The organism is Micromonospora sp. CPCC 205739, assembly GCF_036906795.1.
GTDB lineage: Bacteria > Actinomycetota > Actinomycetes > Mycobacteriales > Micromonosporaceae > Micromonospora.
Window position 1 is genome coordinate 199033 of record NZ_JBAKHS010000002.1, and the last position, 14218, is coordinate 213250.

7 protein-coding genes and 1 pseudogene are annotated in these 14218 nt (G+C 77.7%); 2 read left to right on the forward strand and 6 right to left on the reverse strand.

What is annotated here, in order from left to right:
• Positions 1 to 39 precede the first annotated feature (39 nt).
• From V6U88_RS04900 to V6U88_RS04915, 4 genes and pseudogenes are all read right to left on the reverse strand, one after another.
• On the reverse strand, positions 40 to 1329 hold the full coding sequence (locus V6U88_RS04900; protein WP_334450174.1) for a DUF2314 domain-containing protein: 1290 nt from the start codon (positions 1327 to 1329) through the stop codon (positions 40 to 42).
• A 65-nt stretch (positions 1330 to 1394) separates the two neighbouring features.
• A complete protein-coding gene (cobS, locus tag V6U88_RS04905; protein ID WP_334450177.1) occupies positions 1395 to 2168 on the reverse strand; it encodes an adenosylcobinamide-GDP ribazoletransferase in 774 nt (257 codons plus the stop codon).
• Positions 2158 to 4068, reverse strand: a complete 1911-nt coding sequence (locus V6U88_RS04910) for a bifunctional adenosylcobinamide kinase/adenosylcobinamide-phosphate guanylyltransferase (RefSeq protein WP_334450179.1) — start codon at positions 4066 to 4068, stop codon at positions 2158 to 2160. The genes cobS and V6U88_RS04910 overlap by 11 nt, the downstream gene beginning before the upstream one ends.
• 1182 nt (positions 4069 to 5250) lie before the next feature.
• A pseudogene (locus V6U88_RS04915) lies at positions 5251 to 6105 on the reverse strand (serine/threonine-protein kinase); the annotation flags it as partial.
• Positions 6106 to 6257: 152 nt separating this feature from the next.
• Between V6U88_RS04915 and V6U88_RS04920 the strand changes: the two are divergent.
• Positions 6258 to 6458 (forward strand): hypothetical protein, encoded by a 201-nt coding sequence (locus tag V6U88_RS04920; RefSeq protein WP_088961023.1) that lies wholly within the window; start codon positions 6258 to 6260, stop codon positions 6456 to 6458.
• The gene (locus V6U88_RS04925; protein ID WP_334450183.1) at positions 6458 to 7255 is read left to right on the forward strand and encodes a site-2 protease family protein; all 798 of its coding nucleotides are present in this window, start codon (positions 6458 to 6460) and stop codon (positions 7253 to 7255) included. The genes V6U88_RS04920 and V6U88_RS04925 overlap by 1 nt, the downstream gene beginning before the upstream one ends.
• Before the next feature lie 43 nt (positions 7256 to 7298).
• On the opposite strand, the gene V6U88_RS04930 is transcribed toward V6U88_RS04925, so the two are convergent.
• Positions 7299 to 8297, reverse strand: coding sequence for an aldo/keto reductase family protein (locus tag V6U88_RS04930; RefSeq protein ID WP_334450185.1), 999 nt, complete (start codon positions 8295 to 8297; stop codon positions 7299 to 7301).
• 58 nt (positions 8298 to 8355) lie between these two features.
• The gene (locus V6U88_RS04935) at positions 8356 to 14085 is read right to left on the reverse strand and encodes a WG repeat-containing protein (RefSeq protein ID WP_334450187.1); all 5730 of its coding nucleotides are present in this window, start codon (positions 14083 to 14085) and stop codon (positions 8356 to 8358) included.
• Positions 14086 to 14218 lie beyond the last annotated feature (133 nt).

The window sequence follows — 14218 nt, forward strand, 5'->3', positions numbered from 1 at the left end:
TCACCGGGGTGACCCGGGGGGTGGGAGAGGGGGAGAGGGTCAGGGGGTGGGGGGTTCGCCGGCGTCGAGGACGGCTTGGGTCCAGCCGCCTTCGATGACGCCGGTGCCGTCGAGGAGAGCCCAGTCGACCACGTCGGCGGACTCTACGACGACGGGGGAGCCGATGCGGACGGTGGGGTCGGTGTTGGCGTCGCTGGCGCTGGCGCCGACGATCCGCTCCGGCACCTCCCAGGAGGTCACCCCGGCCCAGACGAACTCGGGGCCCTCGTCGCCGGGCAGGCCGTACTTGACCACGAGCTGCGACTCCGGGGGCAGCTTGCCGGCGAGGAAACGGGCCCGGACGTCGTCCAGCGAGGCCCGGGCGGTGGCGATCGCCTTGCTCATCGCGTCACCGGGGCGGGCGTAGCGGACGTCCGGCTGGATGCCGGAGAAGAGCGTCGCGCAGGCGGCGGCGAAGTACTTCCCGGCCGGGCCCGGGTGCCCGGGCGGCGGGCGCAGGCTGAGGAACGAGTCCGCCTCCGGGTCGGTGGCCGGGTCCAGCTCCAGTCGCAGCAGCACCGGGGCGGTCGCGCCGTGCTGCTCCGGGTTGCCGTACGCCACCGCGATGTCGTGCCCGGTCACCGTGGCCAGCACCGGCAGCTGCACGAACGCCGGCACCTCCTCGCCGGCCAGGCCGTCGGTCCAGTCCCGCAGCAGCCGCCGGGCCGCTCCGGTCATCACCGCGCCCCAGGCCCGGGTGAGGTGGTCCGGCACGCCCTGGGTCTGCAACTCCAGCAGCCCGAACCGGCGCAACCCCTTGGTGGTGAACCAGAGCCCCTCCGCGTCGGAGGAGTACGGCACCAGCACCCAGTCGACCAGGCGTACCCGGCCCTGGGCGTCCGGCAGCGAGCGCAGCGCGGCCGCCGGGTCGAGGAACTGCAGGCCGAACACGTCGACCACGTCGCCGTCGACGGACTCGGCGACCGCGGCGGCGACCGCGCGGGCCGCCCACTCGTGCGCCGGCGGCCAGCCCGGCCGGTACTCGGCCTGCACCACCACCAGGTGGCTGGCCGCGGCGAGCCGGCTCAGCTGCGCCTCGGTGGCGCCGAACGCGGCGAGCAGGTCCGGCGGCAGCTGCGGGAACTCGTCGATCGAGCGGGTGTCCACCGTCATCAGCGGGCTGTCCAGCATCTGCGTCGCCAGCCCGTGCACCGGCTCGGCCAGCCGGCCCTCCAACGCCCGTACGGCCGTCTTGGGGCTCACCCGGGGCAGCCCCGCCATCGGCACCAGGTAGGTCGCGCTCAGCGACTCCGGCACCGGGATGGGGAGGAAGTCGTCCGTGATGAGCAAGTCGTCCCCCGGAAGGCCGTGCCGGTGCTGTCGGGGCAAACGCTACCCGCCGCCCGGTGCCGGCTTCAGGCGGACAGCACCAGTCCCAGGTAGACCAGCGTGGTGACCAGCTCGACGCCGGCGCCGAGCACGTCGCCGGTGACGCCGCCGAGCCGGCGTACCACGTGGCGCAGCAGCCCCACCGCGACGGCGAGCGCCGCCCCGACGGCGAGCGGCCCCTGCCACGGACGGCCCGGCACCGCCGGGACCGCCGCCAGCGCGACGGCGGCCGTGCCGAGCGCCAGCGCCACCGGCCCCACCGTCCCGGCGACCAGCGCGCCCAGCCCCTCCGGCCGGGCCGCCGGCACCCCGCGCCGGCAGGCCACCGTCACCGCGAGCCGCCCCGCCGCCGTCGCGGCCACCACGGCCGCGAGCGCCGCAGGCCAGGACCGCCCCGCCAGCTCCGCGAGGGAGGCCGTCTGAAGCAGGAGTACGACCACCAGCGCGACCACCCCGAACGGTCCCACGTCCGGCTTCTTCATGATCTCCAGCGCCGCCGCGCCCCGCCGGTACGACCCCAGCGCGTCCACGGTGTCGGCCAGCCCGTCCAGGTGCAGCCCCCGGGTGAGCAGGGCGGCGCAGCCGACCGTCACCCCGGCGGCCACCAGCGGTGGCGCGAGCGCGGTCAGGAGCAGCAGCACCCCGGCGAGCACCGCGCCGAGCAGCGCGCCGACCAGCGGGGCGAGGGCCATCGCGGCGCCCGCCACCGGACGGTCGATCCGGCCGGCGCGCACCGGCAGCGTGGTGAAGGTGGTCAGCGCCAGCCGGAGGCCGTCGGCGACCCGCGACTCAGCCGGCACGCCAGCCGGACGGGTCCCGCTCCGGCTCGGTGGTGGTCGGGCCCGGGCCGGCCGGCTCCGGCTCGCTGAAGTCCGGCTCGCTGTAGTCCGGCTCCACGGTGGTCGGGCCGGGGCCCGCCGGTTCCGGCTCGGCGAAGTCCGGCTCGTCGGAGTCGGGCTCCCCGCCGCCCAGCCGGGGGTGGGTGGGCAGCGCGGCGGCCAGCGTCAGCACCGAGCGCAGCAGCGGCAGCGCGGCCAGCGCGTTCGCGCCCTCGCCCAGGTCCAGCCGCAGGTCCAGCAGCGGGGCCAGCCCGAGCACGTCGGCGGCGAGCCGGACGGCGGGGTGGCCGCCGTGGTCGGCCAGCAGGCACCAGTGCCGGGCCTGCCCGGCCAGGTCCCGGCTGATCATGCCGGCGGCGAGCCCGACCGGGCCGTCGAGCATGACCGGCACCCGGCGGGCGGTCGCGCCGAGCAGCACCCCGGTGGCCACCGCGATGTCGCCGCCGCCCAGCTCGGCCAGCACGTCCTTGGCGTCGCGGGGAGAGCGGCGGGTGCGGTGCAGCGCGTCGCGGACCGCCGCGCAGCGGATCATCCAGGCCGCGTCGTCGATCTCGCCGTTGTCGGTGATCACCCGGCCGAGCACCGCCGGGGTCTCCGCGCCGGCGGTCGCCGCCAGCACCGCGGCGGCGGCCGCCTCCGTGCCGGCGCCGCACGCCCCGAGCACCAGCAGCTGTACGCCCGCGTCGGCGGCCTCCTCGGCCAGCCGCCAGCCGTAGCGCAGCGCCGACTCGACGGCGGCGGCGCCCAGCGCCGGCTCGTGCTCCATCGGCGCGGCGGAGGGGGTGTCGACCACCTGGAGGCTGGCGCCGCTCTCGGCGGCCAGCCGGGCCAGTGCGCCCCGACCGGCCCGCGCCTGCCGGGCCCGGCGCGACGACTCGCCGGGGACCGTGCCGGCGGCGGCGCCGCCCTGGTGGTCGCCGTGCAGCAGCAGCACCCGCACGGCCGCCCACGGGGCGGGGGTGGCGGTGCCCTGGGTGGCGGCGGCGAAGCCGACCAGCCGCTCCAGCGAGCCGAACCCGGCCCCGGGCACGTCCAGGCCGGCGAGCCGGTCCACGGCCTGCGGGCCGGCGTACTCGTCGGGCATGGGCAGCTCCATGCCGGTCTGGATGACCAGGCCGGTGGCGACCATCGGCAGCGCCATGGTCGGCGCCGCCCAGGCGGTGCCGTTGGCGTCCACGGCCGCGGTGGGCGCGGCCGGCGGGGCCGGGGTCAGCACGTCCGGCAGCGGAGCCTCCGCCGCCGTGTCGGCGGCGGGCGTCGCGTCCTGCCGGGCCGGGCCGGCCTGGGCGGGTACCCCCGCGGCGCGCGGGGTGACGGCGGGCTTGAGCCAGGTCGGCTGACCGGCGACCACCAGCACCACGGCGTCGCAGGCGTCCGCGACGGCCCGGTTCGCCGCGCCGAGCGCGTCGGTGAAGGCGCGGCCCAGCGGGGTGGTCGGCACCAGCGACAGCCCCACCTCGGGGCTGACCAGCACGATCCGCGCCTCGCTGTCGCGGACCGCCGTGGCGAGCTCCGCGATGGTGGCGACGTCGTCGGCGGGCTGGTGCGCCGGATCGAGCAGCACGGTCACCCAGCCGCCCAGGTCGTCCACGAGCAGCGTCTCGTTCGGCCCGGCGGAGGCGAGCACATCGGCCAGCCGGCGCGGGTCGTCGGCGGTCTCCTCGGTGGTCCAGCTGCCCGGCCGGCGTTCCCGGTGCGCCGCCAGCCGGGCGGCCCACTCGGTGTCCGCCGGGTCGGCGTCGGCGGAGGTCGCCACGTAGCGCACCGTCGGGGCGTCGCCCACCAGGGACTCGGCGAACTCCGACTTGCCCGAGCGGATACCGCCGAGCACCAGGACCGTGTTCCACCCGTCAACGGACATGCCCGTACCTTAAAGCCGCCCGGGGTGCGGTCGCCGGGCGGCCCGCGCTCAGCCGCAGTGCTCGAATTCGCTGGCGTAGCTGGCGCCCCCGGTCGACCCGCCCCACTTCACGCACGTCCCGCCCGCCGTGGCGCGGACCGGGCCGGCGTAGTACTCGAACGCGCCGCTGTCGGTGGCCCGGGTCTTCCCCTGTACCTGCAGGAACGCCGACACCGTGGTGCGCTCGCCGACGGCGGTCACCTTCATGGTGGCCACGCAGTTGGCCTTCGCGGCCTCGTTCCACAGCAGGTAGACCTTCCCGCGCTGCACCCCGTTGGAGGTCAACGACGCGGAGTCGATCACCTGGTAGCCGCTGCCGCAGACCTGCCCGGGGGTGTACGGGTTCGGCTTCGCCGGCGGGGTGGTGGTCGTCCCCGGTTGCGGGGCGGCGGTGGTGGACGCGCTGGCGCCCGGCTCCGCCCCCGGTCGCGGGCTGGTCGTGCCGGTCGGGCTCGCCGACGCCGACCGGGTGGTGCTCGCGCTCGGCCTCGGCTTCCCGGTGCGGCTACTGACGACCGGACCCGGCGTGACGGGCACGGCCGCCGCGGACTCGGCGGTCAGCGCCGGGCCGCCCCGGGCGGGCTCGTCCGGCTGGAGCGCCACCACGGCGGCCACGGCCGCCAGCACGGCGACCACCCCGCCGGCCGCGCCGGCCAGGGCGAGCCGGCGCCGCCGCGCCGCGCCGCCGGCCGGGTCCTCCCGGGTCGGGGCGGTCTCCGGTACGACGTACCGGCCGGGGTGGCCGGCGGGCGGGGTCGCCTGCTGGCCACCCAGCACCGCCGGGTACGGCCCCTGGGGCGGCCGGGCGGCGGGGGACGACCAGGCCGGTGCGGGACCGGGGTGTGCGCCGGAGTGCGGGGCCGGGTGGACTGCGGGGCGGGCCTGCGCCGCCGGTTCGGGCCACGCCGGCCCGGCCGCCGGGAGCGGCCCCGACCTGGTGCTCGGGCCGGGTGTCGGTCCGTTCACCGCGTCGGCAGCGCCCGACCGCCGAGCCGCCTTCGCCGCGCCCGACGGCGCAGCCGCCTCCGCCGCGCCCGACGGCTGACCCGCGTCCGCTGCGCCGGCCGAACCGGTCGGCCCCGACGTCCCGGGCGGTACCGCCGCCGCGGGCAGCGCGGGCCCGGCCAGCGCCCACGGCGGGCGCGGCTGCACCCGCAGGACGGCGAGCGTGGCGTCCCGGGCGTCCAGGGCCGCGTCCGCCAGGGCGGCCGCACTCGGCCAGCGGTCGCCCGGGCTCTTGGCCAGGGCCCGCCCGACCACCTCGGCCACCGCCGGCGGGATGCCCGGCGGCAACGGCGCCGGCTCCTCCTGGGCGTGCCGCAGCGCCACCTGCAGCGGGTTCTCCCCGACGAACGGCGGCTGCCCGGTCAGGCAGTAGTACGCCACCGCCCCGAGCGCGTAGACGTCGGTGGCCGCCGAGACCGGCTGCCCGACCGCCTGCTCCGGCGACATGTACGACGCCGTGCCGAGCACCATGTGCGCCGCGGTCAGCGAGGCCATCGTGCTGGAGCGGGCGATGCCGAAGTCGACCAGCACCACCGTGCCGTCCCGCTTCACCAGCAGGTTGCCCGGCTTGACGTCCCGGTGCACGATGCCGGCGGTGTGCGCGGCGTGCAGCGCGGCGGCGGCCTGCGCCACCACGGACATGGTCGACGCCGGGTCGAGCCTGCCGGCGCGCCGGATCCAGGTGACCAGCGGCTCGCCGTCGACGTACTCCATCACCAGGTAGCTGACCCGGCTGCCGTCGGCGAGCGTCGCCGAGCCGAAGTCGTGCACCGCGACGATGCCCGGGTGGCGCAGCGCCGCCATCATCCGGGCCTCGGCGTGGAACCGGGTGGTGAACTCCGGATCCTCCACCAGCGCCGGGAGCAGCACCTTCACCGCCACCTCCCGGTCCAGCAGCGTGTCGACGCACCGCCAGACCGCGCCCATGCCGCCGGTCGCCACCCGTTCGCCCAGCCGGTACCGATTGCTGAGCACCACTCCTTGAGTCAGCACCGCGTCACCGTACCGGCCGGGCGCGCTCGGCGTGATCACCGATGGGTGGCCGCGGTGCCGGCAGGGGTGAGCGTCGGGCCGCCGTGCGGGCGGCCGACTACGCTTGCGGGGGTCCGTCCCGGGGACGGTGGAGCGGCGAGGGGAGACGCGGCATGGCGTGGAGCTGGCGGTACGAGGGCGCGAACGGCGCGTCGGTCGATGGACCGGCGGAGTCGTTCGGCAGTCAGGCGGACGCCGAATCGTGGATCGGCCAGACCTGGCGGGAGCTCGCGGCGTCCGGCGTCACCTCGGTCGCGCTCGTGGAGGACGACCGGGTGGAGTACCGGATGAGCCTGCTGCCGACGGCGGAGTGATGGCCTACGACCGCCCGGGGGACCCGCTGGTGCTCGGGGTGCCCCGGGCGGCGTTCCGGCCCAGCCCGGTCTTCCTCGGCCTGGTCGCGCTCTTCGTGGCCAGCGGGGTGATGGCCTGGAACGGGTTCGGCAACGTCCGGTTCGACGTGTTCCTCTTCGTGGTCTCGGGCTGGCTGGTCTCGCTCTGCCTGCACGAGTACGCCCACGCGGTGGTCGCGTTCCGCGCCGGGGACCGGGACATCGCGCACCGGGGCTACCTGACGTTGAACCCGCTCAAGTACACCCACCCGCTGCTGTCCATCGTGCTGCCCGTGGTGGTGGTGCTGCTCGGCGGCATCGGCCTGCCCGGCGGCGCGGTCTGGGTGGACCGGCACGCCATCCCGGGCCGGCTGCGGCACACCCTGGTCAGCCTCGCCGGCCCGGCCACCAACGTGCTGTTCACCCTGGTGCTGGTGGCGGCGCTGCGGATCGGCTCCGGGCTGTTCGGCGGGCCGGTCGAGTTCTGGGCGGGGGTGGCGCTGCTGACGTTCCTCCAGCTCACCGCCAGCCTGCTCAACCTGCTGCCGGTGCCCGGCCTGGACGGCGGCAACATGATCCAGCCCTGGCTGAACCCGCAGTGGCGGCGGATGTACGACATGTTCGCCCCGTACGGCTTCATCCTGCTCTTCGCGCTGCTGTGGAACCCGCGCATCGGCGGCTGGTTCTTCGACGCGGTCTTCGCCATCGGCAACCTGCTCGGGCTGCCGCCGTGGCTCTACGGCCTGGGGCTGGACCTGATCCGCTTTTGGCAGGGCTAAGCCGCCCGGGCCGGCGCGGACGCCGCGCCGGCCCGGGTGAGCGTCACGGCCGCTGGGCCGGGCTCTCGGTCTTCGCCGCGTCCCGCTCGGTGACCGGCTCGACGATCTCGTCGATCGCCTTGAGCAGGTCGGCGTCGAGCTTCACGCCGGCCGCCTTGACGTTGTCGTGCACCTGCTCGGGGCGGGACGCCCCGACGATCGCCGAGGAGACGTTCGGGTTCTGCAGCACCCAGGCGATGGCGAGCTGCGGCATGGTCAGCCCGGCCTGCTCGGCCAGCGGCTTGAGCCGCTGCACCCGGGTCAGCACCTCGTCGGTCAGCCACTGGGCGATGAACCCGGCACCGGACTTCTCGTCCGTGGCCCGGGAACCGGCCGGCGGCGGCTGACCCGGCAGGTACTTGCCGGAGAGCACACCCTGGGCCATCGGCGACCAGACGATCTGCCCGACGCCCAGCTCCTCGCTGGTGGGGACGACCTCGGTCTCGATGACCCGCCACAGCATCGAGTACTGCGGCTGGTTGGACACCAGCGGGATACGCAGCTCGCGGGCGAGGGCGTGGGCCTGGCGGATCTGCGAGGCCTTCCACTCGGAGACGCCGATGTAGTGCGCCTTGCCGGCGTGCACGATGTCGGCGAACGCCGACATCGTCTCCTCCAGCGGGGTGCTGTAGTCGTACCGGTGGGCCTGGTAGAGGTCCACGTAGTCGGTGCGCAGCCGACGCAGCGAGCCGTTGATCGACTCCATGATGTGCTTGCGGGACAGGCCCCGGTCGTTGCGGCCCGGCCCGGTCGGCCAGTAGACCTTGGTGAACACCTCCACGCCCTCGCGGCGCTCGCCGGCGAGGGCCTTGCCGAGCACCTCCTCGGCGCGGGTGCCGGCGTACACGTCGGCGGTGTCGAAGGTGGTGATGCCGGTGTCCAGGGCGGCCCGGACGCAGGCCAGCGCCGCGTCCTCCTCCACCTGCGAACCGTGGGTGATCCAGTTGCCGTACGAGATCTCGCTGACCAGCAGGCCGGAACGGCCTAGGTGTCGGAATTCCATGTCCCCGACCCTAGTCCGGCCGGATCATGACCACCGGACGGCACAACGACGGGGTGGTTCAGAGCACCGGATGAGCGTCGGTCAGCAGCAGGTCGATCTCGGCCAGCACCGCGTCCCGGCCCGGGTGCACCGGGTCGATCAGCGGCTCACCGCGCCGGTCCAGCGCGCCCCACCGGCCGGTGCGGTCGTTGGCCAGGAACGCCACCGGGTGGATCACCAGCTCCGGGTGGGCCGGCGCGACCAGCATCCTGCCCGTCCGGTCCACCACGCCCCGGAAGCCGCCCAGTTCCACCACGGCCAGCCCCTCGTCGGTGAAGCCGTCGAGCCGCCGGCCGTCGGCCAGCGCGGTGCGGAAACCGTGGTAGCGGGTCGGGACCACCAACCGGCCGTTGCGGTCGACCGCACCCCAGCCGCCCCGGCGCACCGCGGCGACCCCACCGGTGAACGGCCGGACGTCCTCGAAGCCCCCCGGCACCACCACGGTGTCCTCGGAGTCGATCGCCATCCAGTCCGCCTCGCCACCGCGCGAGACCCAGGCCAGGCCGTCGGAGAAGGCCCGCACCGCCGCGTACGAGGGGCCGATCAGGGTGGTGCCGGCCTCGTCGATCAGCTCCCAGCCCGGGGCGTCGGGGCGGCGTACCCAGGCCAGGCCCTCACGGAAGGGCTGCGCCTCGGCGTACCGGTAGTCGAGGACCAGCTCGCCGTCTGCGTCCGCGTATCCCCAGCGGCCCAGGCCGCCGTCGAGTGTGGGCACCGGGGACCGTCGCCCGCGCAGCACCTCGTCCCGGCTGCGGGGGTACGGCCCGAAGCCGCCCTGGGTGGCCGCCCGGGCGTGCACCGCGTCCAGACAGACCCGGATCCGCTCGGTCAGCTCCGGGTCGTCGGCCCGGCGCAGGTCCAGGGCGCGCTCGAAGTGCTCGCAGGCCTCCATCAGCCGGCCCTGGTCGTAGCAGGAACGGCCGGCGTGCTCGTGCAGCGCCGCCCGCAGCCGGTCCGGCAGCTCGGCCGAGTTGGCCTCGGCGAAGAGCCGGTCCGCCTCGGCGAACTCGCCCTTCCAGCGCAGCACCTCGGCCAGCCGGGCCCGGGCCAGCGCGGTGCGCCGCAGCTCGCCGGTCGCCTCCGCGTAGGTCAGGGCGAGCCGGCCGTCGGCGAGCGCGTCGTCCAGGTCGTGCACGACCCGGGAGACCACCGCCCGGAGGCTGAGCAGCCGCGCCCGGGCCCGGTTGTCGAGGGACGCGCCGAGCTTCTCGGTCAGCCGCCGGCGCAACGCTCGCAGCTCGTCGGCGTCGCCGACGACCTCACGCAGCGTCTCGGGGTCCAGCCGCCACCGGTACGCGGCCAGGACCTGCTCCGGGTCGCCCTGCGGCGCGGCGGGCGGGACGGTGGCCGCCTCGGCCGTGGGGGCGGCGGCCGGGGGCGCCGACACCGGCCGGGTGGACTGTTCCGGGGCGTCGGCGGGCGGCCCGGAGACCGGCGCGACGGACGGCGTCGACGCCGCGGGCGCGGGCGCGGTCGGGGCGGCGCCGGTCGGTGCCGGGGGTTCCGGGACGGGCGCGGCGGCCTCGCCGTCGGTGTCGGTCCCGGGCGGGGCGGAGACCGGCCGGCTGGCCGACGCCGGGTCGGGGCTGTCGAGGCCGGCCACGGACGACGGTGCGTCCGGCATCGGCGGGGCGGGCTGCTCGGGTGCGTCGGCCGGCGGCGCGGAGACGGGCCGGGCCGGCATGCCGACAGCCTCCGGTCCGGCCGTTACCGCCGCAGCGGGTCCGGCCGGCGGTGCGGCCACCGGTCGGGCCGGTTCGGCGTCGTCCGGCCCGCCGGGCGCTGCCGCACGATCCTCGGCCGGTGGGGCGGAGATCGGGCGGGCCGGGGTGATCGAGGCGTCGGCCGGCGGTGCCGAGACCGAGTGGCTTGGCTGGACGGTGTCGGCCGGTGGGGCGGAAACCGGGCGGGCAGGCTCGGAGATGTCGGCTGGTGGCGCGGAGACCGGGCGGGCAGGCGTCACCGTACCCTCGGCTGGCGGTGCCGAGGCCGAGTGGCCTGGCTGGACGAAGTCGGCCGGTGGCGCGGACATCGGGCGGGCAGATTCGGGGATGTCGGCTGGTGGCGCGGATACCGGTCGGGCAGGCGTCACCGTGCCGTCGGCCGGCGGTGCCGAAACCGGGCGGCCTGGCTCGACGATGTCGGCCGGTGGCGCGGACATCGGGCGGGCAGCCTCGACGGTGCCGGCTGGTGGCGCGGAGACCGGGCGGGCAGGTGTCACCGAGGCGTCGGCCGGCGGTGCCGAGACCGGGCGGCCTGGCTCGACGGTGTTGGCCGGTGGGCCGGAAACCGGGCGGGCAGGCTCGGCGATGTCGGCTGCCGGCGTGGAGACCGGGCGGGTGGGTTCCGCAGCGGTGTCGACCGGTGGCGCGGACACCGGGCGGGCCGGCGTCGAGGCGTCGACCGGTGGCGCGGACACCGGGGCCGGCGGCCCGGGGATCTCCGCCTCAGCAGGGGAGACGGAGTGACCGTCGGTCGCGGCGGGACCGACCGGCAGTTCCTGGTCCATCGCCGTGCCGGGGTCGGCCCAGCCCGAAAGCCCGGTGAGCTGCTCCCGGTCCGCCTCGTCGACCGGCGTGGGCCGCTCGCCCGGGCCGCTCCGGAAACCCGCTCCGGCCTGGTCGCTCGGTTCGATCCAGTCGGTCGGTCCGGCCTGCGCGGGCAAGGGAGGCCCGGCGTGTGGCGGGGACGTGGACGTCGGGGGCGTCGCGGGAGTCGATTCCGGCGACCAGGTGTCCGCCTGGCCGGTGGAGAGGGCGGACGGGCGGGCCGCGTCACCCGCGAGGCCGTCGGCGGAAGCGTCTCCGGCCACCGGCGGCGCCGAGAGCGGTCGGATCGCCGCTGCGTCCTGGGCGGCCGTCGGTGCCGGCGGCGCGGACACCGGCCGGGCGGCCGGGGCCGGGACGGCGGGCTCCTCGGCCCCCGGCCACGCCGGGACGGGCGGCGCGGGCGCGAAGGACGTCTCCGGCGTGGAGGTGGGCGAATCCCCGGCGGCGGTGATCCGGTCGCTGGCGTCGCTGACCGAGGCGGCCGTGCTCCCCGTCCCCGACGCGGACGGTGCGGCCTCGACCGGCACCGTCGCGGCGGTCTCCCCGTCCACGGTGGACCGCTCCGGCGGAGTGGGCCCGACCGGTCCGGCGGCCGGCCCGGCGGACGCGACCGGGGACTCCACCGGCGGTGACATGGCAACGGACGCGGCCTCGTCGGGCGGGAACGCAGGCGGCGCGGAGACCGGTCGCTGCACGGGTGGCGCGGAGACCGGTCGGTGCGCAGGCGGCGCGGAGACTGGCCGGAAGGCGGGTGGCGCGGAAACCGGCCGGTACGGCTCGTCGGCCGGGGACGTGGCGGCGGGACGCGCGTCCGTGGGCTGCCCGGACCGGGTGGTGTCAGTGGACTGCCCGGGCGGGGCGGACATCGGGGCCACGGACGGCGACTCCGCTCGCGGCGGGTCGGCCGAAGCCGGGCGGACGGCCGGCGCGGGCGTGGCCGCCTCCGCCGCGCCAGCCGGGGCGGACACCGGACGGTCGGCTCCGCCGGCACCGGCCTCGTCGGCCGGGGGCGGCGGGGGTACCGGGCGGGCGGGGCGGAACCAGGCCTCGGAGGTGTTCGGCTCCGACCCGCGCGCCACCGGCGGCGCGGGGGTGGTGGGCTCCGGTGCCGGGGGGACGTACCGGCGCGGCTTGTCCGGGGTGATCTCCAGGGACGGACCGGGCTGCGCGGGAGCGGGGCCGACGAGCCGCTGCGGCGCGACCTGGCCCCGGACCTCGGGCGTCGGTGGCGTGCCGGCGGGCGGTCCGGAGACGGGCCGGGGACCGACGGACGGCCCGGGCACGGGCCGGTGCCCGACCGGCGCTCCGGACACCGGTCGCTGGTCTGGCGCGGGCATCGGCTGCTGTCCGGGGAGCGGACGGCCCTGCGCTGGCGGCACCCGGTAGTCGGCAGGGTGGCGGAACTCCGATCCCGGGGCACCGGACACCGGGCGCCGGTCGGCCGGGGGCGCGGACATCGGCCGGTGCTCGGCCGGGAGTGGGTGCGGGGCGGTCGGAGGGGGGCCGCTGGGTGCGGTCCGGCGCGCCGCGGGCTCCTGGCCGGGCGGGAACTCCGGCCGCTGCCGGGCGGCCGGGGGCGACGAGACGGGCGCGGTGCGGTCGGGCCCGGGTGGGGCTGAGGTGGGCCGATCGCCGATCCGACCCGGCACACCGCCGGCGGCCGGCGACACCGGGCGCGGCGTACCGGGGACCGGGGGCGTGGTGCCGGCGGTGAACGGCGGCGGGCCGGCGGCGCGGCCGTCCCGGCCGTGGGCGGCACGCGGGTCGGCGACCGGGCGGCCCGGCCCGCCCGCCTGGGGTGCGCCCGAGACGGGCGCGCCGGACGTGGGGGCGGGGGAGACGGGTGCGCCCGAGACCGGCGCGCCCGAGGTGGGGGCGGGGGAGACGGGTGCGCCCGGCACTGGGCCGCCGGACGACGGCGCCCCGGAGACCGGCGCGGGCGAGATCGGACGCACCGGGCCGTGCGCGGCGGGCCGCTGCTCGTGCCAGGACGGGCGGGCGGGCCGCTGCTCCGGTTGCCGGCCGTGCTCCGGCCCGGGTACGCCCCGCCGGCCGCCGTCGCGGTCCGCGCCGGGACGGCCCCACTGCTCGCGGTACGCCTCGGCGGGCGGTGTCGCCTCACGCGGCCGGCGGTCCGGGTACGCCTCGGCGCGGGCGGCCGCCTCGCGCGACGGTCCCCGCTCGTCGGGGTGGCGGCGCTCGTCGTACCCGCGCTGCCAGCGCTCCTCGGACCCTCGGGACGGTGGACGACGCCCGTCGTCGTACCCGTCGGGCGCGGGCCGCTGCCCGTCGTACCCGTTGGGCGCGGGCCGGTCGTCGTACCCGTTGCGCCCGGGTCGGTCGTCGTACCCGTTGGGCATGGGCCGGTCTGGGTAACCGCGGGCGGGCGGGCGGTCGTCGTAGCCGCGGGGGGCCGACGGGCGCTCGTCGTGGCGCGGCCGGCGTTCGTCCGGCTCGCGGTACCGCCCGGGGGCCTCCTGGTCGGGGCGGGTCCGTCGGTCGGCCGGGAACTGCTCGTGACCGTCCCACCGGCGACCGTCCTCGGCCGGCCGGCGCTCGTACCCAGCGGGCCGGCGCGACGGCGGGGCCTCGTCGGGTTCGGGCATCCAGCCGGGCTCGCCACCACGGTGCGGCTCGTGGCGGGGACCGGGGGAGACCGGGGCGATCCCGGGGTGCTGGGGGCGGCCGTCGTACCGGTCGGGGGCGCCGCGGTCGCGGTGCCACGCCGCCTCGCGCGGCCGGTCGGTGCCCTCGCGCGGCCGGTCGGCGACCTCGGGGTGGCGGTCGGCCCAGGCGGTACGGGCGGCGCGGGGGGCCGGGGCCTCCGGCTCCGGCTGGCGGCGCTCCCGCTGCCAGGTCAGGTCGGAGACCGGCCGCCGGTACAGGTCGTCGTTGCGCCGGTACGCCTCGTCGTCGTGGTGCTGCTCGGCGGCCGGTTGGCCGCCCCAGCGCGGCGGCTCCTCGTCGTGGTCGTCCCAGGACCGCCCGAGGTACGTCCCGTCGGGGCGGGTGGGGGCGAGCGGGGGCACCTCGGTCCGGCCGACCACGGCGGCCCGTCCGCGCGGCGGCGGGGTGTGCCGGGGCCCGATGTCGCCGGGGTAGCGCTGGCCGGGGAACTGGGGCTGCCATTCCGTGGTCGGCTCGACCACCCAGGAGGGTTCGGCCGGGTCGGCCCAGCGGTCGCGGTAGCCGGCCGTCATCGAAGGCCCTCGTCGCCGCCCGTGCGGCGCGGCCCGATGCCCGGCTCGCGTCGCTCGCTCACGGCGGTGTCACCTCGTTGGAAATTGTCGTGCCGGGGCCTCCACCTGCCGGTAGAGTCGCCCAACCCGGCAC

Excerpts from the sequence above, each read along its gene's own strand:
- V6U88_RS04910 (WP_334450179.1), bottom strand. The coding sequence starts at position 4,068 with ATGTCCGTTGACGGGTGGAACACGGTCCTGGTGCTCGGCGGTATCCGC.
- V6U88_RS04920 (WP_088961023.1), top strand. The coding sequence starts at position 6,258 with ATGGCGTGGAGCTGGCGGTACGAGGGCGCGAACGGCGCGTCGGTCGAT.
- V6U88_RS04925 (WP_334450183.1), top strand. The coding sequence starts at position 6,458 with ATGGCCTACGACCGCCCGGGGGACCCGCTGGTGCTCGGGGTGCCCCGG.
- V6U88_RS04930 (WP_334450185.1), bottom strand. The coding sequence starts at position 8,297 with ATGGAATTCCGACACCTAGGCCGTTCCGGCCTGCTGGTCAGCGAGATC.
- V6U88_RS04935 (WP_334450187.1), bottom strand. The coding sequence starts at position 14,085 with ATGACGGCCGGCTACCGCGACCGCTGGGCCGACCCGGCCGAACCCTCC.